Source organism: Rhodococcus sp. C26F (genome assembly GCF_053345925.1).
In genome coordinates this window covers 1-24,529 of sequence record NZ_JBKFBA010000045.1, presented here as the reverse complement: position 1 = coordinate 24,529, position 24,529 = coordinate 1, and the positions used below count along the sequence as shown (strand labels likewise).

The 24,529-nt window shown below is 64.6% G+C and carries 20 protein-coding genes and 3 pseudogenes; 11 read left to right on the top strand and 12 right to left on the bottom strand.

The features are described from left to right. Positions 1-2: 2 nt before the first annotated feature. Positions 3-1,262: a sarcosine oxidase subunit beta family protein gene (locus ACLBYD_RS26845; RefSeq protein ID WP_447818819.1), complete on the bottom strand. Its 1,260-nt coding sequence runs from the start codon at positions 1,260-1,262 to the stop codon at positions 3-5. A gap of 55 nt (positions 1,263-1,317) precedes the next feature. Continuing rightward, a complete protein-coding gene (glyA, locus tag ACLBYD_RS26840; protein WP_447818826.1) occupies positions 1,318-2,643 on the bottom strand; it encodes a serine hydroxymethyltransferase in 1,326 nt (441 codons plus the stop codon). Positions 2,644-2,762: 119 nt separating this feature from the next. Between glyA and ACLBYD_RS26835 the strand changes: the two genes are divergently transcribed. Next, a complete protein-coding gene (locus ACLBYD_RS26835; RefSeq protein WP_447818818.1) occupies positions 2,763-3,434 on the top strand; it encodes a GntR family transcriptional regulator in 672 nt (223 codons plus the stop codon). A 168-nt stretch (positions 3,435-3,602) separates the two neighbouring features. Here the strand turns inward: ACLBYD_RS26835 and ACLBYD_RS26830 are convergent, their stop codons facing one another. The 5 genes from ACLBYD_RS26830 to ACLBYD_RS26810 all read right to left on the bottom strand — a co-directional run bounded on the left by ACLBYD_RS26830 (position 3,603) and on the right by ACLBYD_RS26810 (position 9,448). Further along, on the bottom strand, positions 3,603-3,776 hold the full coding sequence (locus ACLBYD_RS26830) for a hypothetical protein (RefSeq protein ID WP_447818817.1): 174 nt from the start codon (positions 3,774-3,776) through the stop codon (positions 3,603-3,605). Positions 3,777-3,799: 23 nt separating this feature from the next. Further along, positions 3,800-4,648: a formyltetrahydrofolate deformylase gene (gene purU, locus ACLBYD_RS26825; protein ID WP_447818816.1), complete on the bottom strand. Its 849-nt coding sequence runs from the start codon at positions 4,646-4,648 to the stop codon at positions 3,800-3,802. A gap of 163 nt (positions 4,649-4,811) precedes the next feature. Further along, a complete protein-coding gene (locus tag ACLBYD_RS26820; RefSeq protein WP_447818815.1) occupies positions 4,812-7,274 on the bottom strand; it encodes a GcvT family protein in 2,463 nt (820 codons plus the stop codon). 203 nt (positions 7,275-7,477) lie between these two features. Further along, on the bottom strand, positions 7,478-7,840 hold the full coding sequence (locus ACLBYD_RS26815) for a WhiB family transcriptional regulator (protein ID WP_447818814.1): 363 nt from the start codon (positions 7,838-7,840) through the stop codon (positions 7,478-7,480). A gap of 30 nt (positions 7,841-7,870) precedes the next feature. Then, positions 7,871-9,448 (bottom strand): BCCT family transporter, encoded by a 1,578-nt coding sequence (locus tag ACLBYD_RS26810; RefSeq protein ID WP_447818825.1) that lies wholly within the window; start codon positions 9,446-9,448, stop codon positions 7,871-7,873. Positions 9,449-10,103: 655 nt separating this feature from the next. On the opposite strand from ACLBYD_RS26810, the gene ACLBYD_RS26805 reads away from it, so the two are divergent. Then, positions 10,104-10,907 (top strand): IclR family transcriptional regulator, encoded by an 804-nt coding sequence (locus ACLBYD_RS26805; protein ID WP_447818813.1) that lies wholly within the window; start codon positions 10,104-10,106, stop codon positions 10,905-10,907. A gap of 72 nt (positions 10,908-10,979) precedes the next feature. On the opposite strand, the gene ACLBYD_RS26800 is transcribed toward ACLBYD_RS26805, so the two are convergent. Further along, positions 10,980-11,888 carry a bifunctional methylenetetrahydrofolate dehydrogenase/methenyltetrahydrofolate cyclohydrolase gene (locus ACLBYD_RS26800; protein WP_447818812.1) on the bottom strand — a complete coding sequence of 303 codons (909 nt, stop codon included), beginning with the start codon at positions 11,886-11,888 and terminating at the stop codon, positions 10,980-10,982. A 380-nt stretch (positions 11,889-12,268) separates the two neighbouring features. Here ACLBYD_RS26800 and ACLBYD_RS26795 point away from each other — a divergent pair, with 380 nt between their 5' ends. From ACLBYD_RS26795 to ACLBYD_RS26785, 3 genes are all read left to right on the top strand, one after another. After that, on the top strand, positions 12,269-12,631 hold the full coding sequence (locus tag ACLBYD_RS26795) for a bifunctional 3-phenylpropionate/cinnamic acid dioxygenase ferredoxin subunit (RefSeq protein WP_447818811.1): 363 nt from the start codon (positions 12,269-12,271) through the stop codon (positions 12,629-12,631). Then, positions 12,628-13,791, top strand: coding sequence for an NAD(P)/FAD-dependent oxidoreductase (locus ACLBYD_RS26790; RefSeq protein ID WP_447818810.1), 1,164 nt, complete (start codon positions 12,628-12,630; stop codon positions 13,789-13,791). The genes ACLBYD_RS26795 and ACLBYD_RS26790 overlap by 4 nt, the downstream gene beginning before the upstream one ends. A 68-nt stretch (positions 13,792-13,859) precedes the next feature. Further along, complete coding sequence (locus ACLBYD_RS26785; protein WP_447818809.1) at positions 13,860-14,981, top strand: aromatic ring-hydroxylating oxygenase subunit alpha; 1,122 nt, start codon at positions 13,860-13,862, stop codon at positions 14,979-14,981. Between the two features lie 297 nt (positions 14,982-15,278). Here the strand turns inward: ACLBYD_RS26785 and ACLBYD_RS26780 are convergent. After that, positions 15,279-16,013, bottom strand: a pseudogene (locus ACLBYD_RS26780) (ABC transporter substrate-binding protein); the annotation flags it as partial. 17 nt (positions 16,014-16,030) lie between these two features. Here ACLBYD_RS26780 and ACLBYD_RS26775 point away from each other — a divergent pair. Continuing rightward, positions 16,031-16,162, top strand: a pseudogene (locus tag ACLBYD_RS26775) (zinc transporter permease); the annotation flags it as partial. 194 nt (positions 16,163-16,356) lie between these two features. Here ACLBYD_RS26775 and ACLBYD_RS26770 read toward each other — a convergent pair. Both ACLBYD_RS26770 and ACLBYD_RS26765 read right to left on the bottom strand, forming a co-directional pair. Further along, complete coding sequence (locus ACLBYD_RS26770; protein ID WP_447818808.1) at positions 16,357-17,715, bottom strand: flavin monoamine oxidase family protein; 1,359 nt, start codon at positions 17,713-17,715, stop codon at positions 16,357-16,359. A gap of 245 nt (positions 17,716-17,960) precedes the next feature. Next, entirely contained in the window at positions 17,961-19,478 is a 1,518-nt protein-coding gene (locus ACLBYD_RS26765; RefSeq protein WP_447818807.1) for an MFS transporter, read from the bottom strand. A 151-nt stretch (positions 19,479-19,629) separates the two neighbouring features. Here ACLBYD_RS26765 and ACLBYD_RS26760 point away from each other — a divergent pair, with 151 nt between their 5' ends. From ACLBYD_RS26760 to ACLBYD_RS26740, 5 genes are all read left to right on the top strand, one after another. After that, positions 19,630-20,229: a TetR/AcrR family transcriptional regulator gene (locus tag ACLBYD_RS26760; protein WP_447818806.1), complete on the top strand. Its 600-nt coding sequence runs from the start codon at positions 19,630-19,632 to the stop codon at positions 20,227-20,229. Between the two features lie 285 nt (positions 20,230-20,514). Beyond that, positions 20,515-20,904 carry a VOC family protein gene (locus ACLBYD_RS26755; RefSeq protein ID WP_447818805.1) on the top strand — a complete coding sequence of 130 codons (390 nt, stop codon included), beginning with the start codon at positions 20,515-20,517 and terminating at the stop codon, positions 20,902-20,904. Then, complete coding sequence (locus ACLBYD_RS26750) at positions 20,880-21,026, top strand: hypothetical protein (RefSeq protein ID WP_447818804.1); 147 nt, start codon at positions 20,880-20,882, stop codon at positions 21,024-21,026. Before ACLBYD_RS26755 ends, ACLBYD_RS26750 begins: the two co-directional genes overlap by 25 nt. Before the next feature lie 676 nt (positions 21,027-21,702). Then, positions 21,703-22,608, top strand: coding sequence for an LLM class F420-dependent oxidoreductase (locus tag ACLBYD_RS26745; protein ID WP_447818803.1), 906 nt, complete (start codon positions 21,703-21,705; stop codon positions 22,606-22,608). 13 nt (positions 22,609-22,621) lie between these two features. Then, positions 22,622-23,500 (top strand): SDR family NAD(P)-dependent oxidoreductase, encoded by an 879-nt coding sequence (locus ACLBYD_RS26740; protein WP_447818802.1) that lies wholly within the window; start codon positions 22,622-22,624, stop codon positions 23,498-23,500. On the opposite strand, the pseudogene ACLBYD_RS26735 reads toward ACLBYD_RS26740, so the two are convergent. Continuing rightward, a pseudogene (locus tag ACLBYD_RS26735) lies at positions 23,415-24,233 on the bottom strand (LLM class flavin-dependent oxidoreductase). The gene ACLBYD_RS26740 and the pseudogene ACLBYD_RS26735 overlap by 86 nt on opposite strands. Positions 24,234-24,529: the final 296 nt, after the last annotated feature.

Genomic DNA, 24,529 nt, shown 5'->3' with positions numbered 1-24,529 from the left:
GCTCAGTGTGCGACGGCCGCGGCGCCGTGCTCGTCGACGAGGGCGCCGGTGACGAACCGCTCGAGACTGAACGGGGCGATGAATTCGTGGGGTTCGTCGTTCGCGATGGTGTCGGCCAGGCACCAGCCCAGCCCTGGGGTGGCTTTGAAACCGCCGGTGCCCCAGCCACAGTTGAGATAAACGTTGTCGTAGGGGGTGCGTCCGACGATCGGGGAGGCATCCGGGCAGACGTCGACGATGCCGCCCCAGGTGCGCAAGAGATGGGCGCGGGCGAAGACGGGGAACAACTCGACTGCTGCCGCCATCTGTCGTTCGATGATGTGAAAGGCGCCGCGCTGGCCGTATCCGTTGTAGGAGTCGACGCCGGCGCCCATCACCAGTTCGCCCTTGTGTGCCTGCGAGACGTACACGTGGATGGCATTGGACATCACGATGGTCGGGTGCACGGGTTCGAGAAGTTCCGAGACCAGGGCCTGGAGCGGGTGGCTCTGTACCGGGGTGCGGATGCCGAGCATGTCGGTCAGTGTCGAGGTGTGCCCCGCCGCGCACAGTGCGACCTGGCCGGCTGCGATGTCCCCGCGGGTAGTGCGTACTCCCGTGACCGTGTTGCCGTGGGTGACGAAACCGGTGACCTCACAGTTCTGGATGATGTCGATGCCGGCTTCGTCGGCACGGCGTGCGAATCCCCACGCCACATAGTCGTGCTTGGCGATACCGGCACGGGGCTGATAGGTCGCGCCGAGCACCGGGTAGCGGAGGTCGCTCGAAATGTTCACCAGCGGGCACAGTTTCTTGACCTCGTCGGGTCCGACCCACTCGGCGTCGACTCCGTTGAGTTTGTTGGCCTCGACGCGGCGGACGCTGTCGCGGACGTCCTGCAGGCTGTGGGCGAGGTTGAGGACGCCGCGCTGACTGAACAGGATCGGGTAGTCGAGGTCGTCCTCGAGGCCTTCCCACAGTTTGAGGGCGTGCTCGTAGATCCTGGTGCTTTCGTCCCACAGGTAGTTCGACCGTATCAACGTGGTGTTGCGGGCCATGTTCCCGCCGGCGAGCCAGCCCTTCTCCAGCACTGCGACGTTGGTGATCCCGTGGTTCTTGGCAAGGTAGTGCGCGGTGGCGAGTCCGTGTCCGCCGCCGCCGACGATGACGACGTCGTAGGCTTTCTTCGGTTCGGGATTGCGCCACAGGAAGTCCGGGTGATCGGGCAGGTGTGCGCCGGGTGGTTCCTGCGTCGCGGATGTGCCGGAGCTCAGGGCAGTCATGGGGGTGGCCTCCGTGGAGTGGGGAGCTGGGGTCGAACGTCGACCGGTTGCGCGATCAACCGGCCGTGGCCGGGAGCTCGTGGTAGAGCGGGAAGCGCAGAGTGAGGGCGTCGACGCGGGCGCGGAGTTCGTGGAGTCCGGTTTCGTCTGTGGCCGGGCGGAGCGCGTGGCTGATGATATCGGCGACCTCGGTGAAGGCATCGAGGTCGAAGCCGCGGGTGGCGAGGGCGGGGGTGCCGATGCGCACTCCGGAGCTGATCATCGGGGGCCGCGGATCGAACGGGACGGCGTTGCGGTTGACGGTGATTCCTACGTGGTGCAACCGGTCTTCGGCCTGTTTGCCGTCGAGTTCGGACTCGCGTAGGTCCACTAGCACCAGATGCACGTCGGTGCCTCCGGAGACGACATTGATTCCGGCTTGCCTGGAGTCGTCCTGTAGGAGCCGGTCGGCGAGGATCTGTGCGCCGGCGAGCGTGCGTTCCTGGCGTTCTTGGAACTCGGGTTCGCCGGCGAGCTTGAACGACACGGCTTTGGCGGCGATCACGTGTTCGAGGGGTCCGCCCTGCTGTCCGGGGAACACCGAGGAGTTGAACTTCTTTGCCAGCGCCTCGTCGTCGGTGAGGATGATGCCGCCGCGGGGGCCGCCGAGGGTCTTGTGCGTCGTGGAGGTGACCACATGGGCGTGCGGGACGGGATTGGGGTGCAATCCGGCGGCGACGAGTCCGGCGAAGTGCGCCATATCGACCATGAGGTACGCGCCGATGCGGTCCGCGATTGCGCGGAACCGGGAGAAGTCGAGTCGGCGGGGGTAGGCCGACCATCCTGCCACGATCAGTTTCGGGCGATGCTCGAGAGCGAGCCGCTCGACCTCGTCCATGTCGACGCGATGATCGTCCTCACGGACATGGTATGCGGCGACGTCGTAGAGCTTGCCGGAGAAGTTGAGTTTCATCCCGTGAGTGAGGTGACCGCCGTGCGCCAAGGCCAGGCCGAGGATGCCGTCGCCCGGTTGCAGCAGTGCCGACATCGCAGCGGCGTTGGCCTGTGCACCCGAATGCGGTTGTACGTTGGCGTATTTCGCGTCGAACAGATCCGTGAGCCGGTCGATGGCGAGTTGCTCGATGATGTCGACGTGCTCGCAGCCTCCGTAGTAGCGCCGGCCTGGGTAGCCTTCGGCGTACTTGTTGGTGAGGACCGAACCCTGTGCCTGCATCACGGCGAGCGGGGCGAAGTTCTCGCTGGCGATCATCTCCAGAGTGTCCTGCTGGCGCTGCAATTCGGCCGTGATCGCCTCGTGAACGGCGGGGTCGAGGTCGGCGAGTGGATGGGTGAGTGTCGGGTTGCCTGTGTGTGCGGTCGTGGTGCGGCCGTCGATGTCGATGGTCAAGAGCGACCCCTTCTGGGAGATCAGTATCACAATACTGATATATCAACCTGAGGGTAGAGTAGGGTCACTGATGGACAGCAGTCAATACCCCCCCGATACCTTGGGAGATGGACATGAGTATGGCGCAGCAGCTGGTAGCGGACGTTGGATCGGCAAGCGCTACCAACGCCGACCGCGCGTACGAGATCGTGCGCGAACGCCTGGTCATGCTGGACATCCGCCCCGGGGAGCCGATCAACGACGATCAGCTCGCGGAGGGGCTCGGCTTCGGCCGGACACCGGTGCGCGAAGCGCTCAAGCGGCTCGAGCAGGAGCGTCTGGTCGTCGCTTATCCGCGGCGAGGTACGTTCGCCACCCCCGTGGACATGACCGACCTCGCGGACATCTCCGAGATTCGCAAGCAGCTCGAACCCACGGCCGCAGCCCGCGCGGCACGGACGGCCTCCCCGTCGGCACGTGCCCGGCTGTCCGCGCTCGCCGAGAAGGTCGCCGAGATCCCCGACAGCGCGGACCCGCGCGAGGTCCTGCGGCAGGACGTGCGCGTCCATCGGGAGATCTACCGGGCATCGGGGAATCCGCATCTCGAGGACATCCTTGTCAGCCTCGACGCACACGCCACCCGCATCTGGTGCCTCTTCCTGGATCGACTGCCCGACGTCGCCGGCCATGTCCGTGAACATGCGCCCCTGCTCCAGGCCATCGTCGACGGCGACGAGGAGACTGCATCGTCACTCACCCTGGCGCACGTCACCGGATTCGAGAAGGCCATCCGCGACGTGCTGTAGTGCCATTGATGCCGGGGACGCGACGCGGCTGCACATTCGGTGTCGGATCCGGCAGGTCCGATGAACGGTGCGAGCGGCGAACGGTCCGTGCCTGCGTGCTGTCGCCGGCAACCGCACCGAGTGCCGTCCGCGCCGCCTTTCGGCCGTGCGGCCGATGCTCGTCCGTGATCACGCTTCGTGTGGCCGGTCGGCCAGGATGGTCCACGCCGCAGGGGGATACGACGCGGCGATCTGCTTGTCGGGGTCGAGGATGCGAAGCGCTCCACCGCCGAGCACATGACCGGTGAATCCGGCGGGGTAGTGGTCGGTTCTTGTCCCGCATCGCACGGACAGTCTTTTCATCGCAGGACCTTTCGGATCGGCAGTCAGCTGAAGATCACGGTCCTGTGTCCGTGCAGGAGGACCCGATTCTCGCAGTGCCAGCGCACGGCGCGGGACAATGCCAGAGCTTCGGCGTCCTGGCCGACGGTGGCCAGACGTGCCGGATCGTAACTGTGGTCGATGCGAATCACCTGCTGCTCGATGATGGGCCCCTCGTCCAGATCCGGTGTGACGTAGTGAGCGGTGGCCCCGACCTGCTTGACGCCTCGATCGAAGGCCTGGTGGTAGGGTTTGGCGCCTTTGAAGCCGGGCAGGAACGAATGATGAATATTGATCGCACGGCCGTGCAGTTTTCGGCACACGTCGTCGGACAGTACCTGCATGTAGCGGGCGAGCACGACCAGGTCGGCATCGTACTCGTCGACGAGTTCGAGAAGCCGGGCTTCGGCGTGCGGTTTGGTCGCCGCAGTGACAGGGAGGTGGACGAAGGGCAGACCGGCTGCTTCGGTCATCGGGCGCAGGATTTCGTGATTGGATACCACGGCGACCAGTTCTCCTCCGAGATTGCCGGAGCGCCAACGAAAGATCAGGTCGTTGAGGCAGTGACCCAGCTTCGACACCATCACGATCACGCGCGGCGCACTGCATCCACTGAAGGTAAAGGTCATGTCGAATTCGTCTGCCACATTGCGGAACGCGGTGGTGAGGCGATCCGTATCGAGTTCGCCCGCCGTCAGGAACGACGTGCGCAGGAAGAATGCGCCGTTGTGGGTGTCGTCGAATTGCTGGTGTTCGGCGATGTCGCAGTTCTGGTCGAACAGAAAAGAGCTGACGGCGCGGACGATCCCCGGCCGTTGGGCGCAACTCAGTGTCAAGGTGTAGGTGTCGGTCATGTGCGTCTCCTGGGTACTGGACGCTCTCCCGGCAATGGCGACGGCAGCGTCTCGTCGGGTTGCCGGAACGGGTGTCTGCGTCACCGCACCACCGGCGTCCGAGGGCAACAGCAAGGTGATCTCAGGGCTCCTCGATGAGGTCGGGCACCCTTGCCGGGAAAAGCTACGACCGGATCTTCTTCATCTCGGGGTCGACGAGCGGTTCGGCCACCACAGTGGCGGGAATTCGGCGACCGAAGTACTCGATCTCGACCGCGGCGCCGACGGTCGTACTCGAAGGCAGCCACGCGTAGGCGACAGGTGCACCGACGGTGTGGGCGAAGGAAGCGCTGGTGACGTATCCCGCGGGACTGCCGTCGACGAAGACGGGTTCGTGGCCCAGCACGACGGACCGGCGGTCATCGATCAGCAGACATCTCAGCCGTCGTGCCACGGTGTCCTCCGAGACACCGTCGAGTGCGTTCCGGCCCACGAAGTCGCCCTTGTGAGAGTGGACGGCGAAACCGAGACCGGCCTCGTAAGGATTGTGTTCGCTCGTCATGTCCGTGCCCCAGGCGCGGTAACCCTTTTCCATCCGCAGGCTGTTGAACGCTGCGCGGCCGGCGGCAATGACCCCGTACTTGCGGCCTTCCGTCCAGAGCGCGTCCCAGAGCCGTCGGCCGGTATCGGCCGAGGTGTACAACTCCCATCCGAGTTCGCCGACATAGGACAGTCGCATCGCCGTGACCGGCACACCGCCGATGCGCACCTGCTTGGAGCGGAAGTACCTGAAGTTCTCGTTCGAGAAGTCGTCCCGGCTGATCGCTTGTACGAGATCGCGTGCGCGGGGTCCCCACAGTCCGATACAGCAGGTACCACCGGTGAGGTCGCGGACCTGGACGGTACCGTCGGAGGGCGCTTGGCGGCGGAAGTAGTCGAGGTCGAGGTGGCCGTTGGCGCCGACTTGGAAGACGTTGTCGGACAAGCGGGCAACGGTGAGGTCGCTGCGCACTCCGCCGGCGTTGTCGAGGGCGAGGGTGTAGGTGACGGACCCGATCGACTTGTCCATCCTGCCGGTGGTCAGGCGTTCGAGCAGGGCGAGGGCGCCGGGCCCGGAGATCTCGAGACGTTCGAGTGGGGTCATGTCGTACATTGCGACCGACGTTCGGGTCTTCCACGCTTCGGCGGCGGCGATGGGGGAGTGGAACCTCGCAGCCCAGGGTTCGCGGGCCGGCGGTTGCCATTCGGTGGGAAGTTGCCGGAGCAGGTGCGCGTTGGCTTCGTACCAGTGTGGGCGCTCCCAGCCGGCGCTCTCGAGGAAGACGGCGCCGAGTTCTTGCTGTCGCGCATGGAAGGGACTGACCCGCAGATCGCGAGGCGAAGTCCGGGGCTGCAGGGGATGCAGGACGTCGTAGATCTCGATGAAGTTCTGCTGGGACGTCTCGCTGACGTAGTCGGGATCGAGTTGGATGTCTTCGAAGCGATGTACGTCGCAGCCGTGCAGTTCGACCTGGGAGCGGCCGTCGACGAGCAGTTGTGCGACGGCTCGGCCGACACCGGCGGAGTGCGTGACCCAGACGGCTTCGGCGATCCAGAATCCGGCGATGTCGGGGGATTCGCCGATGAGGGGTCCGCCGTCCGGGGTGAAGGAGAAGACTCCGTTGAATCCGTGGTCGATCTTCGCGGTTTCGAGGCAGGGCAGCAGCCGCTTGCACTGTTCCCAGGACGGAGCGAAGTCGTCTTCGGTGAACGCCAGCATCGACGGCATGTCGGCCTCGGAGATCGTGCTGCCGGAAGGCAGCTCGCGCGTATCGACCGGCATCGGGCGGTGTGCGTAGGAACCGATGCCGAGGCGATCGACGTGCTCGCGGAAGTAGAGGTCTTGATCCTGGTGCCGCAGGATGGGGAATCCTGCCTCGGCGAGTTCGGTGTTGCGACCGACGAGTTCGGGAATCTGAGCGGTCTTGACGTACTGGTGCGCCACAGGGAGCAGCGGAACCTCCATGCCGATCAACGCGCCGACGTCCGGACCCCAGAATCCGGCGCAGGAGACGACGATGTCGGCGGGGATCACCCCATGATCGGTGGTGACACCGGTGACCTTGCCACCGGAGTGCTCGATGCCGATCACCTCGGTCGAACCGCGGAAGACTGCGCCGCGCGCTTCGGCGCGCCGGGCGAGTGCCACTACGACGCGGGAGGCTTTGGCAAGTCCGTCGGTTTCGACGTACAGGCCGCCGAGGATCCGCTTCTCGTCCAGGAGGGGATGCAGTTTTGCGCATTCGGCGGGGTCTAGGACTATACCCTCGATTCCCCATGAGGTGGCCCAGCCTTGCTTGCGGTGCAGGTCCGCGAGTCGCTCCTCGGTGGTCGCGACCTCGAGGCCGCCGAGTTGGCTGAAACACCACTTGCCGTCGACGTCCAGGCTCTTGAATTTCTCGACCGTGTAGCGGGCCAGTTCGGTCATCGTCTTCGACGCATTCGTCTGGAACACCAGACCGGGGGCGTGTGACGTGGAGCCACCGGTCAGCGGCAGCGGTCCCTGGTCGAGGACGGTGATCGTGTCCCAACCCCGAGCGGTGAGTTCGTCGGCCAGGTTGGTGCCGACGATGCCGGCACCGATGATCACTACGCGCGGTGAACCCATGACGGTCCTTCCTGGAGGAGGTGTGCGATGGCCTGCTTTCGGCCTCGCTGTCTTGTGGGGGAGATCGTCGACGTGTTCATGGGAAAGGTGTGGTCGGCAGCCGCTGTACCCCAGGTCGACAACTGATATATCAAGGACTGTAATGTGGATCACTGCGGCGGTCAACCCCGCGCCGGGGGCCGTGACGCGTGAGGGCGCGGCATTCATGCATGCAGCCGGTCCGTCGAGTCTGCCGAGAGCATCTGTCGGTGGTGTTGCAGAAAATGCAGACTCCGGGCCCGCATCTGCCTGCCGATTTCGACACTCACGCGACGGTCGGTCTCCGACATTCCGCCCCACACCCCGTGGGGTTCATTGGCTGCCAGGGCGTGATCGCGACACCTATCGATGACAGGGCACACTGCGCAGATGTCCTTCGCTGCACGTTCTCGTCGGATGCGCCGCGACTCGCTCTCCTCGCTGCGCGAGAAGAACACCTCCAGATCTTCCGGTCCGCATCGGGCTCGGAGGCGCCAGTTCGTTTCCTTCAAGGATGCTGCGCCCGTCGGTGATTCTTGCAGGGGCATGGCGTTCGGTTTCGTCGTGGTGTGCCGGCACTATTCGGGCAGAACGCAGACCTGCCGCTTCGGCTTCGGTGGCTCCGCGAAGAGCGGATCCCGGGTGACGTCGCGGTACAGCGACACGCACATGCCGATCATCACGACCGCGAACGGGGCCGCCACGATGATCGTCATCGTCTGCAGACCACTGAGCGCATCCGATCCGCCGGTGCACAGCATCAGGATGGCGACACCTCCGGTGGCAACACCCCAGAACGCGACGACGGCGCGGGTCGGTCGCAGTGTCCCGCGTTGCGACAGCGTTCCCATCACGATCGAAGCGGCGTCTGCACCGGAGACGAAGAAGATCGCGACCAGAGCCATCACCAGAAGTGAGGATGCGCCTGCAAGTGGCAAGTGATCGAGCATTCCGAACAGTTGCGACTCCGGCGTGCCGCGCGAGAACAGGTCGATACCGTCATGTTGTTCGCCGATAGCGGCGCCGCCGAACACGGCGAACCATACAAGGCTTACGGAACTGGGGATGAGGATCACTCCGACGACGAACTGCCGGATCGTTCGGCCTCGGCTGATCCGGGCCAGGAACATGCCGACGAACGGACTCCATGAGATCCACCATGCCCAGTAGAAGATGGTCCAGGAGGAAAGCCATGTTTCGGTCGCCGCATCCCCGGATGCTGCCGAGCGCGCCGACATGCCGCCGATCTGGGAAAGGTAGTTGCCCAATGTGGTCGGCAACAAATTCAAGATCAATACCGTAGGGCCGACGACGAACACGAAGACGGCGAGAAGGAGCGCAAGCACCATGTTGATGTTCGAAAGCCATTGAATGCCACGGGAAACACCGGAAACGGCGGAGGCTACGAACGCGAGGGTCAGGACAGCCACGACCGCGACGATCAGCAGAGTTCCGGCCTGGCCTACCCATCCGAGAACCGTGATGCCGGAGCCGATCTGGAGTGCGCCGAGACCGAGCGAAGCCGCGGTTCCGAACATGGTGGCAAAAATCGCCAGAATGTCGATGACCTTGCCGATCGGGCCCTCGGCGCGCCGGCCGATCAGGGGGATGAAGGACGAGCTGACGAGTTGCTTGCGTCCCATCCTGTAGGTGCCATAGGCAATCGACAGGCCGACCACGGCATACATCGACCACGGGTGCAGGCCCCAATGGAACAGCGAGGTCGCCATTGCGGTGCCTACTGTGGAATTGCCGGTTCCCGGTGGGGGCTGGACGAAATGAGTCAGCGGTTCGGTTACACCCCAGAAGATCAAACCGATCCCCATGCCGGCGCTGAACATCATCGCAATCCAGCTGACGGTCTTGAACTCCGGCTTTTCTCCGTCCTGGCCGAGCGGGATCCGCCCGTAGCGGCTCAGCGCCAGCCACAGGGCGAAAAAGACGAATCCCGTGGCGGAGACGACGAACATCCAGCCCAGGTTGGTGACCACCCAGTCCAGGATCGACGACATCGTGGTCGTCAGACTCACCTCCCAGAGCAGTCCCCATCCCAGGATCGTCACCACGATGGCGGTTGCGACACCGAACACCACGCGGTCGGTTCTTCTCCCCGGGGCAGTGCTCTTTTCGCCGTCGACTTTCTCCTGGTCGTCGATGGCGTGCGCATCGGCTTCCGCGTCGGCGGCGCCGGGATCGGATGTTTCGGGGTGTCTCGGTCTCGGGGGAGTGGTCTCGGTATTGGTGTCGGGTGGTTTGCTCTTGATGGTCACGGCAGTCTCCCAGCAGCGCATTGCCGAGTATGTGTGAACGGAATCCGAACCGCCTGGCGTAAAGACCATCGCCCGCGGCGAGGTGTTGCTCATCACGCAACGATGACCTCTTAGAGAAACAACACTGCGGCCAACTGTGACCTATGTCAAGTTCCATTTCGGAAAATCTGTGATATGAGCCCGGAGGCTTACGCGTCGCGAGGTCAGGGCCTCGGATGCCGAAGTGGGGTGAGGCAGGAACGCTCCTCGGTGTGCGGTGGGAGGCACCGTCACGGGTGCGGCGTGGTGAGGTCGGGGAAGGCTGACGCAGGTTTTCCGGGTGTTGGAGGACGCTCGATTTGTCGATCTCGCGCGGGGCGGGTCGATGTCCGCATGGCCATGGCTCGGGTACTCGAACGAACGAGCGCGAGTGGGCCGTCGGCGACTTCGAGGTTCGCCGTGGCGGGCTGTAGGCGACCGTCGTTCGTTTCTTTTTCGCTCGGTGGTTCACCTGAAGTCGTCGGCGATGATAGGCACCGTAAACTTTTCGTATAGTTGGCCCATGGCCAGAAGCAGCGGAGCAAGGGCTACCGATGGCGGTGTCCAATCGGTGGACCGCGCCTTCCAGGTGCTGGAGGTCCTTGCCCGCAACGGTGAGGTCGGCGTGAGTGCGATCGCCGTTGAAATCGGGGTGCACAAGTCCACGGTGTCTCGTCTGCTGGCATCGCTCGAGGACCATGAAATGGTCGTGCAGACCTACGACCGAGGAAAGTACCGCCTCAGTGTGGGGATCCTGCGCCTTGCCGCCGCTGTTCCCGAACGTCTGGAAATCACGGAGCAGGGTCACGCCGTATGCGAGCGACTCGCCGCCAAGATCGGTGAAACGGTCAACGTCGCGGTTCTTCGTTCCCGTTTTGCTATCCATCTCGACCAGGCGCGAGGGCCCGCTTCCGTGGGTACGCACAACTGGATCGGCGAACCCACGCCGGTGCATGCGACGGCCAGCGGAAAAATTCTCCTTGCTCACCTGGATGTGCAACAACGGCACGAAGTCCTGGGGGAGGAGGTGCTCGAGCGGTTCACCGAGCACACCATCACCTCGGTCGAGGACCTTGACGAGGAACTGGACGCCGCCCAGAGGCTCGGCTACGCCGTGGTCGTCGAAGAGTACGAAGAAGGGCTCAATGCGATCGCCGCGCCGATCCGGGACTACGACGGCAGAATCGCGGCCGCGCTGAGCGTGTCCGGGCCGGTGTACCGCTTCACCGAGGAACGAATGCGGCTCGTGATGCCCGACGTCGTTGCCGCAGCTGCCGAGATCAGCCAGCGGATGGGTTTCCGCCCATCCGTCGTGCCCGGCGTCTAGACGTGCTCGAAGGAACGTCGCTCCGTCCTCCAAGGTCGTGCAGGCGACGTCGAGGCCGCCGCAGGGCGGTCTTCAGTGCACACCGATGTCCTCCGCCATCTCGACGACGTTCGTCAGCAGCATCGCCCGTGTCATCGGGCCGACACCGCCTGTCGCGCCGCTGAGTTTTCCTGCGACGCGGTCGACCGATGGATGCACGTCACCCAGAATTCCCTCCACAGTGCGGGTGATTCCTACCGACAATACGGTCGCACCGGCACGGACCCAGTCCGGTTGGACCAGATGAGCAACGCCTGCCGCGGCGATGACGACATCTGCGTCGCGCGTGTGCGCGGCCATGTCGACCGTTGCTTCATGGCACAGGGTCACTGTGGCGTGCTCGCTGCGGCGGGTCAGCATCAGGCCGAGCGGTCTGCCGACCGTGATTCCGCAACCGATGACGCAGAACCGGGCACCGGTGATCGGGACATCGTGATGACGGAGCAGTTCGATGATGCCTCGGGGGGTGCAGGGCAAGGGCCCCGGTATTCCGAGGACGAGTCTTCCGAGATTCGTCGGATGCAAGCCGTCTGCGTCTTTGGCGGGATCGATCAGCGCAAGTACGCGGTGGGTGTCGATGTGTTGCGGGAGGGGGAGTTGAACGATGAAACCGGTGCACGCATTGTCCGCATTCATCCGTAGAACTGCCGCTTCGACGTCTTCCTGGGCGGCGGTCGCCGGCAGGTGGATCCGCATGGAATTCAATCCGATGCTTCTGCAGTCGCGGTGCTTCGCGGCAACGTAGGCATGGTTGCCGGGATCGTCCCCGACAAGGATGGTTCCCAATCCGGGCCGGATTCCTTGTAGCTGGAGCATGGCAGTCCGGTTGGCCAGGCGGTCCTTGATCTGGTTGCTGACGGTTCTGCCGTCGAGCAATGTCGCGATTGCCATGAAATTTCGCCCCTCTCGGGGGAGCGGAGTCGATGGCGCCTGCAGCGCCATGCCGACGATTGATATATCAGATGCACGGCAGGTTACGCAGTCTGTCTGGGCTCGGTCAATGGTCAGTCAGGTGGGGATCTGCATGCGAGCGGGGTGATTCCAGGTCGACGAGCCGGACAATTCCATCCTGGGGCCGGGCTGCGCCGCGGCGGATGCAGGTGCCGAAGGGAGTCGATATGGGTCCCGGGTCGACCTCTTCGATCCTGGGTGCCGCACAAGCATGCGATGAACCCCGGACCGTCTCGATTCTCTCCGGCGGGTGAGTCTCGACCCGCGGACTTCGTGGCCGGAGGAGGGGGCCTTGACGGCGGTTTGTGACGACTGTCACACTGTTGCGCAAAGCAAGACTTGTTTCGTATCGCGCTACAGAGAGGCATCTCATGCTCGAGATCTGCCCCCTTGCCTCCCTCCCTCGCGGCGACGCGCGCCGGGTCGAGACGACCCCTCCGATCGCGGTCTTCCACACCGATGACGGGGAGGTGTTCGCCATCGACGACACGTGCACACACCAGGACGCCTCGTTGGCCGACGGTTGGCTCGAGGGGTGCGAGATCGAGTGTCCCCTGCATGCATCGAGGTTCGACCTGCGTACGGGCGCCGTCGACGCGCCACCGGCGAAGCGGCCTGTGCGAACCCACGAGGTCGCGATCGAGGACGGCGTGGTCTACGTCGAACTCAGCGCCGAAACGCCCAATCTGCCGCCGGACGTCCGTAGCCGCCTGAACGTCGAGGGTGGAGTATGAAACGCATCGTGATCGTCGGGGCGTCCCTGTCCGGATTGTCGGCGGCACGCGCGCTGCGTGCGCAGGGCTTCGACGGCGTGCTGGACATCGTCGGAGCCGAGCATGAGCGTCCCTACGATCGTCCACCGCTGTCGAAGGCGTATCTCGCGGGAGACATCGACCGAGCGTGCCTGGCATTGGAGTCGGAAGACGAAGACCTACAGTCAAATTGGTTTTTCGGTCTCTCCGCGACGAACCTGGACGCCGGTACCCGCACTGTCACGCTCAGTGACGGATCCCGGCTTGGCGCGGACGGAATCGTTCTGGCGACAGGCTCACGGGCGCGGCCCTGGCCCGGACGTGAGCATCTGGCCGGTGTGCATGTCCTGCGCACGATCGACGACGCCGACCGGCTGCGCGCCGACCTCGCCCCGGGCGCCCGGCTGGTGATCATCGGCGCCGGTTTCATCGGTTCCGAGGTCGCTTCCACGGCACGCGGGCTGGGACTCGAGGTCACGATCGTCGAGGCGGCTCCCTGTCCTCTCAGCGGCCCGCTCGGTCCGCAACTGGGAACCGCTGTCTCTCGGCTCCACAGCGACAACGGCACCCGCTTGTACTGCGGAGTCGGACTCGTCGAGCTGACCGGTTCCACCCGCGTCACCGGTGTGGACCTCGCCGACGGCCGCCACCTGCCCGCTGACGTCGTGGTCGTGGGCATCGGCGGGATCCCCAACATCGAATGGCTCGACGGAAGCAGTATCGAACTCGGTAACGGTGTGCTGTGCGACCGCGGTGGAGCTACCTCGATCCCGCAAGTCGTCGCGGTCGGCGACTGTGCCGCATGGATGGACGATGCCGGCGCCCATCGGCGCGTCGAGCACTGGACCGGGGCCTCGGAACGCCCGGCGATCGCCGTGGCGACGCTCCTTGCGGGCGAGTATCGAGGACAACTGGTCAAGCCGCCGTACTTCTGGTCCGACCAGTACGGCTCTCGTATCCAATTCGCCGGAACCGCCGGTCCTGATACGGAATTCACCATCGAAGAGGGAACACCCGAAAGCGGCAGCTTCCTCGCGGTCTACCGCCGAGCCGGACGGCCCGTCGCAGTTCTCGGCGTCAACCAGGTCCGTCTGTTTACCCGCTGGCGCCGCCAACTGTGCGCCCTGCCCTCACCGCTGTGAAACCTGCTGACGTGCCTTCCCACAGCCGGAAGACGCCACAGTATCGAACCACCGAAGGAGACCTCACTGTGACGCGCACGCACCTGCCCGAAAGCCTGATCTCCACACTCCCGGGTAATTACTACACCGACAGCGACATCTTCGCGCTCGAGCAAGAAAAGGTCTTCGAGCGAATGTGGTTCTGCGCTGTGCGCTCAGGCGACCTCGACAAACCGGGCGCCTTCAAGACCGTGCAGGTCGGTAGGGAAAGCGTCATCGTCACTCGCACTCGGAACGGGGAGATCCGGGCATTCCTCAATATATGCGCCCACCGCGGCGCTCGGCTGTGCATAGAAGAGAGTGGAGAGGTCAAGCGGTCGTTTCAGTGTCCGTACCACGCATGGACCTACGACCTCGAAGGCAAACTCATCGCCGCGCCCAACCTGACCAAGATGCCCGACATCGATCGCGTCGAGTACGGACTGCAGAAAGTGGCAGTCCACGAGTGGCTCGGCTACGTGTGGCTCAACCTCGCCGATGAGCCAGTGTCGTTCGACGCCACGGTTGTGGGGGATATCCGCGACCGTCTCGGTGACGTCGAATTGATCAACCGTTACCACATCGCTGACCTGGATCTCGGCCGTCGGATCGTCTATGACGTCAAGGCGAACTGGAAGCTGATCATCGAGAATTTCATGGAGTGCTACCACTGCGCGACGATCCACCCGGAATTGACCGAGATCCTTCCGGAGTTCGCCGACGGCTATGCCGCGCAGTTCTACGTCGGTCACGGCGCCGAGTTCGGTGACGACGTCGAAGGATTCACCGTCGACGGTTCTGCCGGTCACGACCAGATCCCGGGTATCGCGCCGGAACAGGACCGACGCTACTACGCGATCACCGTGCGGCCGACGGTGTTCGTCAATCTCGTCCCCGATCATGTGATCCTTCACCGGATGTTCCCGCTGGCAGCCGACCACACCATCGTCGAATGCGACTGGTTGTACTTGCCCGATGTGGTAGCGAGCGGCAAGGACCTCGACCGCTCCGTGGAACTGTTCCATCGGGTGAACCAGCAGGACCTCGCCGCGTGTGAGCGTTGCCAGCCCGCGATGAGCTCACGACGCTACCGCCACGGCGGTGTGCTTGTGCCGAGCGAGCATCATATCGGTGAATTCCACGACTGGCTGAAGGCGAGGATCGCTCACTGAGGTTCGTACGACGCGGACCGCGCTCACGTGGGCCCGAACGGAACCTAATCCCATGTTTCAGAACCAGATCCACCGATTGCCTGACAGTCCCTCACGTCTGCCGTGAAGCACTGCAGTCCGCAGTGAACTCTCGGGCGCGGGTGGGTGAGGGGTGGGGTGGGTTTTCTCGACTCCTGTCTACGTGTGTGCGAGCCGCTACGGCTGCGAGGTAGGTGGTGCTGGGTAACGCCCCTCGAGAAGGGTAGGGCTTGCGGCGGTGCGGCATCTGGTCAGGAGGCCGGGGAACATTGGGCAGGTCTACCCACCGAGCATCTCTTCGAGGTCGTCGAGCACGAGCATCGCCCCGGTCGGGCCGAGTGCGAGAAACCAGGTTTCGTCGCTGACATGCGTTGCCCGGCCGGTCTTGACGGCTTCGAGCTGATTCCACAGGGGCCCGGCGATCACGGTCGTTTCGCTGGTGTCCTCGGGCCGGCCGTAACTGGTGTAGAAGATGCGGTCTCCGTCTGCTTGGGTGATGGTCTCGGGGCTGACCTCCACGGCCAGCTCGTTGACATTTTGCAGTGCCGGGCGCGGTAGGCCGATGTCCTGGAGGATCACGCCGATGAAGGAGAGGTTTCCGTACAGGCGGATCTTGCCCGACATGAACCGTACGAGGGAGATGGTTGGTGGTGCCCCGTCGATCGAGGCGCGGATCTCGTCGGCGCGCTGTTGGTAGGTGTTAAGGACTTCGATGGCTTCGTTCTCCTCGCCCACTGCGTCGGCGACGAGTAGGAAGTTCTCCTTCCACGGGAAGCCGGGGCGGATGGAGAAGACGGTCGGTGCGATCTGCGACAGCTGTGGATAGAGCTGGTCGGCCCGCAGCTTCGAACCGAGGATCAGGTCCGGGTCGAGTGCTGCGATCGCTTCGAGATCGAGGTTGTTGATCGTGCCGACATCAGCGACGCCGTCGAGCTCGTCGGCCAGGTAGGACGGTTGTCCGGCTGCGTTTTCGGGGTTGGCCAGCCCGACCGGGGTGATCCCGAGCGAGAGCACGGGAGTCCTCGGCGATGACCGAGCACCGCGAACATTCGGGACACGAGCACGTCCACAGCGAGAGCTGTGGGCACGTGGCCGTTCCGCACGGTGACCACGTGGATTACCTCCACGATGGGCACCGGCACGCCGCCCACGACGATCACTGACGTGCCGGCGCCCCCGCTGCGACGCGGACTCCTGGGACTGAACTCGGGACCGATCCGTTCCGGTCGACAGACGAAATTCACCGGGCGGAAACATATGCTGGTGATTGGCGCTAGGGGTCTGGTGGATAACGAAATCTATCAGCACCGAACCTGCGTAAATTCATGTGAGGCAGGGACGTCGATGGGGGCGGTCATCACACGTGTCCGGCCTTGAACCGAGCCGCTATTTCTGCCGCTGCGCGTTGCCCCGAGAGGATCGCACCGTTCATGGTGCCTGAGGTCTCGTCGGCGGTTTCGGTGCCGGCCCAGTGGACGAGACCGACCGGTTCGCGCAGGAAGGATCCGAATGTCGTCCACGATTTCGGTCCGAGTGCCGCGTTGGGGCCGCCGGGTGCAAATACATCGTTGCCCCAGGAGAAATCGGTGTAGTCGATGGGGTGGCGTGCTGCTCCTCCGTAGAGATGGACGAGTTGGTTGACGACTCGACGGCGGCGGTCGCTGTCGGTGTAGCCGTCGAATCCGCGTGCGTCGCAGAAGGCCATGAGGATGCCGGGGCCGTCGGCGTCGGGGCTGACATCGAAGGTGAGGAACACCGTTTCGTCGTCGGACACCGCTTCTCCTGACAGGCCTTGTTCACGCCAGAACGGCCGGTCGTACGCAACGAAAGCCTTGCTGAGCGCTCCCAGTCGCCAGCTGCGGGCGAGTCCGTAGTGCTGGTCGGGGAGTGCGGGGGTGAACTCGATGCTCGCTCGGTGTGTCGGCGAGGCGGTCACGATGACGTACCGGGCGGTGATCGTGTGACGGTTGGTCTCGACCGCCACATGGTCGCCGATGGTGGTGATGCGTTCTGCCGGCGAGTCGACCAGCACGCGCGGGTCGAGGGTGTCGGCGAGCCGTTGGGCCAGTGTGTGGGCGGTTCCCAGGATGCGGTCCTGTTGGTCGCCGCCTTCGACGGAGAGCATGTGTTCGATGCCGCCGAGGGTCTTGATGTACCGCATCACGTTGAACAGGGACACGTCCCCGACGGGTGCGCCGAAGTGCACCATAGTGAACATGCCCATGAATCGGCGGGTGTCTGCGAGTGCGTGTTTCGAGGTCAGCCATTCGCCGAAGGAGATCGAATCGAACTCTGCTGCGTGTGGGTGTTGCCACGGCAGCGAGGTGGGAAGTTCGTCGACCATGTTCTGGAGTCGGTGCATGATCCGGATCAGGTCGAGCATCGTCCAGGGTGCCAGTGCGGTCATGCTCTCGACTCGGCGTTTTCCCCTGAAGGAGATGACTCCTTTGCCGTCGTGGAACTGGGGGACGATCTCGCAGCCGAGCCGGCCGGCGAGCTCGCGCACCGCGGTGTGGCCTGGGGCTACCCATGTGGCGCCGGCGTCGACGGGCACGCCGGCGACTTCGGTGGTGTGGATGCGTCCGCCGACGCGATCTCGTCCCTCGAGTACGAGGACGTCGTGACCTGCTCGGGTGAGTTGGTCGGCGGCGGTCAGACCTGCCAGTCCTGCGCCGATGATGACGATGTCGGTGGTACGGGTTTCGGTCTTGCTCACGGGGTCTCCGTTTCGTGTCGGGCGTTCCGGCTTTTGACCGGGTGCCTCAGAGGGGTCGGTGGTCCTCGGGGGTGATGGGCTCTGGTCGGGGAGTTCCCCGACCGGACTGATGACGTCGTTGATGCGTACGCCGTGGCGGTGCTCGTGGAAGCTCACCGTTCCGCTCGTGAGGTGTTGTATGTCGGTGTAGATGTCCGAACGTCGGGTGATGAGGTCCGGGATGTTTCTCTGGTGGAAGTGGGAGGTCAGTGGTCAGCGGGGACAGTGGTTTTCTCGGAGGGGATCGCGATCCACGCGATGACGGCGGCGATCACCAGTAGTACGGCAGCGATGATCGAGGTCCATTGCATGCCGGAGGTGAACGCGTGCTGTGCCTGATCGATGATGTGAAGCACCGTGGGGTCGGTGGTGTCGAGGCCGAACATGGCGGTGGCCAACGATTCCCGGACGGGCGCTTGCACGGTGGGGTCGTCGATGGCGGGAAGGTTGAGTCGGTACAGCGCGGTCTGCACCGATCCCAAGATGGCGATGCCGAGTGCGGCGCCGAGTTCGTAGGCGGTTTCGGCGATCGAGGACGCTGCCCCGGCACGCTCGCGGGGGGCGGCGCTGACCACGGCGTCGGTAGTCAAGGTCATGGCCAGGCCGGCACCGAATCCGACGATCGCGAAGCCGATGATGATGCCCACGAAACCCGACATGCCTTCGGCGACGGCGAGCACCGCTAAACCGAGTGCCCCAACGGACAATCCGATGCTGATGGCGCGTCCACGTCCGAGGCGGCCGAGCATGTATCCGGCGAACGCGATGACCACGATCGACGCAAGGGTCGCCGAGAGCTCGACCAGTCCGGCCTGCAGCGGTCCGAGCCCGCGTACGAGTTGGAGGTACTGCGAGAAGAAGAACAGCAGGCCCACGAACGCGAAGATCGACACCGTGTTCGCCATGACCGCGCCGCTGAAGGCGGGGGAGCGGAACAACGAGATGTCGATCAGGGGCCGGGGGAGGCGGCTCTGCCGGCGCAGAAACCACCACCCGGCTGCGATCGCCAGTAACACAGTGGCAGGGACCGTCCAGTCCAGGCCCTTGGCGAAGATGTGTTTGATCGCGTAGACGAGCGAGACGATCGCGACGAAGGACAGCACCGCAGAAGTCAGGTCGATGCGGGCTCCGTTCGGGTCCTTCGACTCCGGCAACAGGAACACACCGCCGACGAGCACGAGCACCATGATCGGCACATTGATCAGGAACACGCTGCCCCAGTGGAAGTGCTCGAGCAGAGCGCCGCCGACGATCGGACCGACAGCAGCGCCCGCGGTCGCGCCCGCCGCCCATACGGCGATGGCACGGGTCCGGGCCTGGGGATCGGTGAAGATGTTGCGCACGATCGCGAGTGTCGAGGGCATGATCGTCGCCCCGCTGATGCCGAGGACCACTCGCGCGAGGATAAGCATTTCCGGGGTCGGCGCGAACGCTGCCAACAGAGAGGACAGTCCGAACCCCACCGAGCCGATGAGCAACAGTTTCTTGCGGCCGATCCGGTCGGCGAGGTTACCCATGGTCACGAGCAGACCGGCCAGGGCGAAGGAGTAGATATCACCGATCCACAGCAGCTGTGTCGCTGTCGGGTTCAGGTCTGCGGTCAGCGCGGGCACCGCCAATGCGAGCACGGTTCCGTCGATCGCCAGAAGCAGTACCGCGAGAGTCAAGATGCCGAGCGCGGCCCAGCTGCGGGCAGTGACGGGTGGGGAGGTCGTCGAGGTCACGGCATCCAGGCTACCGACCATTTGGTCGGCCCGCCAGTCCGTATGGACCTTAAATTGACGTCTGGCAGACTGTTCCTCAGACCAGGCATGTGCAGGGCATCTGGTAGTGCGGGCGTGTTCCCGTGCCGTGACATTTGAACAGGAGGTCACCGTGGCTGACACCGAGGACGCCGAGCGTCGGACCCGCAATTCCGATCGCACCCGCACGGCAGTACTCGCTGCCGCCGCGGAGGCGATGACCGAACGTGGTACCGGTGTGTCGCTGGACCACATCGCCAAGCGCGCCGGCGTCTCCAAAAGTGGGCTTCTCCATCACTTCGCCAACCGGGAAGCGCTGATTGTCGCGCTTGTCGACGACGCCCAACAGCGGCTGCGTGAGAATGTCCTCAGTCACCTCGACCTCTCCGAGAACTCGCCGGGAAAGTTGTTGCGTGCCTATGTGCGTGCCCTGACATCCGGGTCCGAGGCCACTGCTCAGTACTTCACCGCCGCCCCGGCATGGGCCGGGATTCATCAGATTCCCACCGTCGCCGAGATCGCTGCGGCCGACGCGACGTGGTGGAACGAAAACCTCGCCGCCGACGGATTATCGTCCGACCGGATCCTCATCGTCCGACGCGCCGCCGAAGGACTCGCTGCCGCCGTCGCCTACGGCGACGAGAACCCCGATGTTCTGGAGAAGGCCCGCGGCCTCCTGCTCCATTTGGCAAACGGAGGCACATTCGAGTCTGCCGCGACGTCCCAGATGTGAGTATCGACAAGCGATACGGGGCTGATTGCCGCCGAGAGGCACGCTATCGCACTGGTATTGCCGTGCACGCCATCGAAGGACATGCGGTCTCGCAGGTCACCTCGCCGTACTTTGATCCGGCGTGTCGGGTGCGGTCGAAAAGTGAGCAGTTCGCCCGGGCTGGTCTCAATAGCTGGCGCTCAGCTCCAGTCGACGTGCGCTCAGGAGGGGTGCGCCCTTCTTACGGGTGTCGGTGATTCGGTCTAGCGTCGAACCCGGCAGGTTCACCTATACAAGGAGGCCGTGATGAGTGGTCGAGTGGTGCACTTCGAGGTTCCTTTCAGCGACGGGGACCGAGCACGCGACTTCTACCAGCAGGCGTTCGGCTGGGGCTACCACGAGATGCCGGAGTTCAACTACACCGGCGTGTCGACCGGTCCGACGGCCGAGAATGGAATGCCGGCCGAGCCGGGTTACATCGGCGGTGGCATGTTCGAACGGGAACCGTCCTTCCCTCAGGGTCCGGTGATCACGATTGACGTCGAGAGCATCGACGACACCCTGGCGGCGATCACCACCCTCGGCGGTGAGCCGGTGGGGGAGAAGACCGCGGTCGGCGACATGGGGTACGCCGCCTATTTCAAGGACACCGAAGGCAATGTCATGGGTCTGTGGGAGACGAAGACGTCGACATAGAACGGTTCGGTGGCGAGGATCCCCGGCTGGGCCAGCACCGGCAGGGCCGCATCGGACCGGCCTGGATCGAACCGTCCGGTGATTTCGTCCCAGGTGAGGTGTCCGTCGACGACGACGAATAGCAGCTGGTCAGATCGGCCGCGGCGACGGGGCGATCGCACGGTAGGAGGATGCGTACGTCGCCGTCGACCGGGACTCTTCGCACTACCTGGCTGTAGTGCGCGATGACGACGATCGGATCGTCGGCACGATGCAGCTCACCGTCGTCCGGGGGCTGTCGCGCGGCGGTGCCACTCGATTGCAGATCGACGGGGTTCGGGTCGCGGCGCCGGGGGTTGCCGCGGGGTCGGCACGGCGATGTTGGGGTGGGAGCACGATCACGGTCGCCACCGCGGCGCGACCCCCGCGCAGGTCACCGCCGGTCCGGTGCGTCATTGTGCCTTCTACGCGCGGCTTGGGTGCGCCGACACTTTCTTCGGGCTGCAGCGCGCGCTCTGATGGGGCGGCCCGCTGCGGGAAGGGACGATGTTCTTCGTTCTTCGGTGTACTCGATGCGTCGGCGCGAATGGCCGGGGTTCGGCTCGACCGTCCGAGAGGCAGGCGCATCCGCGCTTCCCGCCGGAAGATCTCCGCCGTCGTGCCGACCGTCGTGTCCCGCCGAATCGAGGTCCGACAGGCATTGCGTCCTGCGGTGAGAATCTGATTATCTTTAATCGATAGTCAAGTTTCCGTATAGGCGAACCTCGACGGATCGGGTTCGGTGTAGGCGGGTAGCGGCTCGCCGGAAAGGTGGGTGCTGTGACGTTGCGGTTCATCTTCCACTATCCCGAGATCAACGGACCCGACGGCGATGTGCTCGACCCGGGTCCCGTTCGCGACGTGGCGGTCGCTGCCGAACGTGCCGGGTTCGACGCGTTCTCGTTCAGTGAGCATCCCGCACCCGGGGCGCGCTGGCTGTCCGCCGGCGGGCACCAGACCCTCGATCCGTTCGTCGCGCTCGGCTACGTTGCCGGCGCGACCGAGCGGCTGCGCCTGTTGACCTATCTGGCGGTGGCGCCCTATCGGAACCCATTCCTGCTTGCCAAGGCGGCCGCGTCCCTCGACAAGGTTTCCGGCGGACGATTCACCCTCGGTATCGGAACCGGCTACCAGAAGAGCGAATTCCACGCTCTCGGTATCGATTTCGACGAGCGGAACGCGCTGTTCGACGAAGCGCTCGACGTGCTGCCGCTGCACTGGAGCGGCGAACCGTTCAGCTACGACGGCCGCCACTTCAGCGCACACAACATCATCGCGCGGCCGCGGCCGGTGCAGGACCCCATCCCGATCTGGATCGGTGGGAACTCGAAGCTCGCCCTCCGTCGCGTCGCGCAACGCGCGCAGGGATGGATGCCCATGTCTGGAGGCGCACAACTCAGCACTACTGCCCGCACCCGCGCGCTGGGGCCGATCGACGAACTCGCCGGCCAGATCGCAGAACTGCGCGAAGCGGCACTCGCGGCGGGACGCACCGACCACATCGATGTCGTCTATTCATACAGCAGCGAGATAAATTCGCCCGCTGTCGATTCCGACCGTCACCGTGAAGTGTTCGCAGACCTGGAGAAGGCGGGCGTGGACTGGGCAACGGTGTCGTGCCCCATCGAAGGATTGTCGGCCACCATCGATTTCCTCGAATCGTTCGGCGCCACCTACCTGTCGTGAAGGGACTGTTGTTGTGACGGGATGGTTCGAGGAACGCGCCGGCCTGGCCGGGTCGGTGGCTGTGGTGACCGGGGGAGCGGGAGGGCTGGGCGAGGCGATCGTCCGCGACCTCGCCGCGAACGGTGTGTGTCCGGCCGTGATCGACATCGACCGCGATGCTGTTGCGGCACTGGGTTCGTCGCTGGCTGAACAGGGGTGGGACGCGATCGTGCGGCACGGCGACGTCCGCGACCCCGATGCGCTGACCGCACTGTTCGACGAGGTCGACGAGCGCTGGGTCCGGCTCGACACGTTGGTGAACATTGTCGGTGGTACCTTCCGGTCACCGTTCGTGGACACCACACCGAAGGGTTGGGACGCGCTCGTGCGCACCAACCTCTCGCATGTGCTGCACGCGTGTTCGCTTGCGGTGCCCCGAATGCGAAGCGGCGGCCGCGGCGGCAGCATCGTCAACCTCACCACCATCGAAGCACACCGGGCCGCACCGGGTTTTGCCGTCTACTCGGCCGCAAAGGCAGCGGTCGAGCAGTTCGCCCGGACACTCGCGGTCGAGGTGGCTCCGGACCGGATTCGCGTAAACAACGTTGCGCCCGACTTCGTTCCGACGCCGAATCTCGAACGGCTGGCGGTGGGGGAGCACGCTCTGGCCGATCCGCGCAGTGCGGCGATCGCGATCCCGATGGGGCGCGTCGGCCACGTCCACGACGTGTCGAACTGCGTCGTCTTCCTCGCCTCGGGACTGTCGTCGTTCATCACCGGTACGACGTTGCACCCGGACGGTGGCACGCTCGCCTCGTCGGGATGGTTCAACTGGCCGGAACATGGCTGGGCCAACTATGCCCCCGCCGACGTTCTCGATCGGGCGCCGGGCCTCGTCTCCGAGCCGGGATAACTGCGACGACCGCAGTCCGGCAGGCATGATCCAGCCGGGGCGGGTCCAGGATCGCGATCCGACGGTCGAGGCCTTCGCGCACGCTGGGAGCAATGGTGGCCATAAGGCCCGCAAGAAATTTGATGTCATCGGGCTCGCGGCCTGCTTGTTCAGCGGCGCGCCTGACCATCTGACGCTGTGCTCGGGCCTGCTCGATGGTCCAGACTTCGGCGATGAACCCGCTGGCGTAGCGACCCGCGAGAGACAGAAGGTGGGGACTTGGGCCTCGGAGGAGAAGATCGGGCTGGTCCTGCTCCGAGGGTGGGATGCCGAGCGGACTGCGTGAGGCGACGTACGTGCCTTGCATGTTGATGGGTTGAAGTGTCGAGCCGTCGATGTACTGGCCTGAGGCCTGCTTGTTGATCCGAGCGTCTTTGTGCCAGCTGCCCCGCAGCGCCTGCACGATCTGGATGGACTCGTGCGCACGCTAGTTACGTTCCGAGCGTTCAGCGACCGGCTTGCGATAATTGGTGGCGACGGCTGGGTCGCTTGTGGTAACCGCTTTCCAGCCCGCACGGCCATGGCTGAGAACATTCAACGCTTTGAATTGGCGCGCATGGTTGAACGGCTCCTGGAACGTGGTGGAAACGGTAGTCACGAACCCGATGTGTGACGTGGCCTGCGAGATGGCAGTCAGGTAAATGAGCGGGTCGATGATGTTGCGGGCGATGTGTGACCGTGGCCCAGCACGCACGGCATCAGCTGTTCGGGTTGTGACCGGTAGCTGGTGAGCTCAGGAGCGCCTGCACGACCATGGCAGCGACTCGATGAGAGGTTGCCAGCCCGGCACCGTGGCCGGTCAAGACGCAGCACTTCAGCCAAGCCGTGCTGGTCCGGTATGCGTCGCCGGAATAAGCGCCGTCGCCCCGGGTCCCCGGACCGCCACGCGGGTCTGTGGGGGATGGACAGTGCGGCGACTGCACGCAAACGCCAGGAGTTGTTGGATCGTCGGCGCCGACGGTATCGCACACCGGGACCACGAACGGCGGG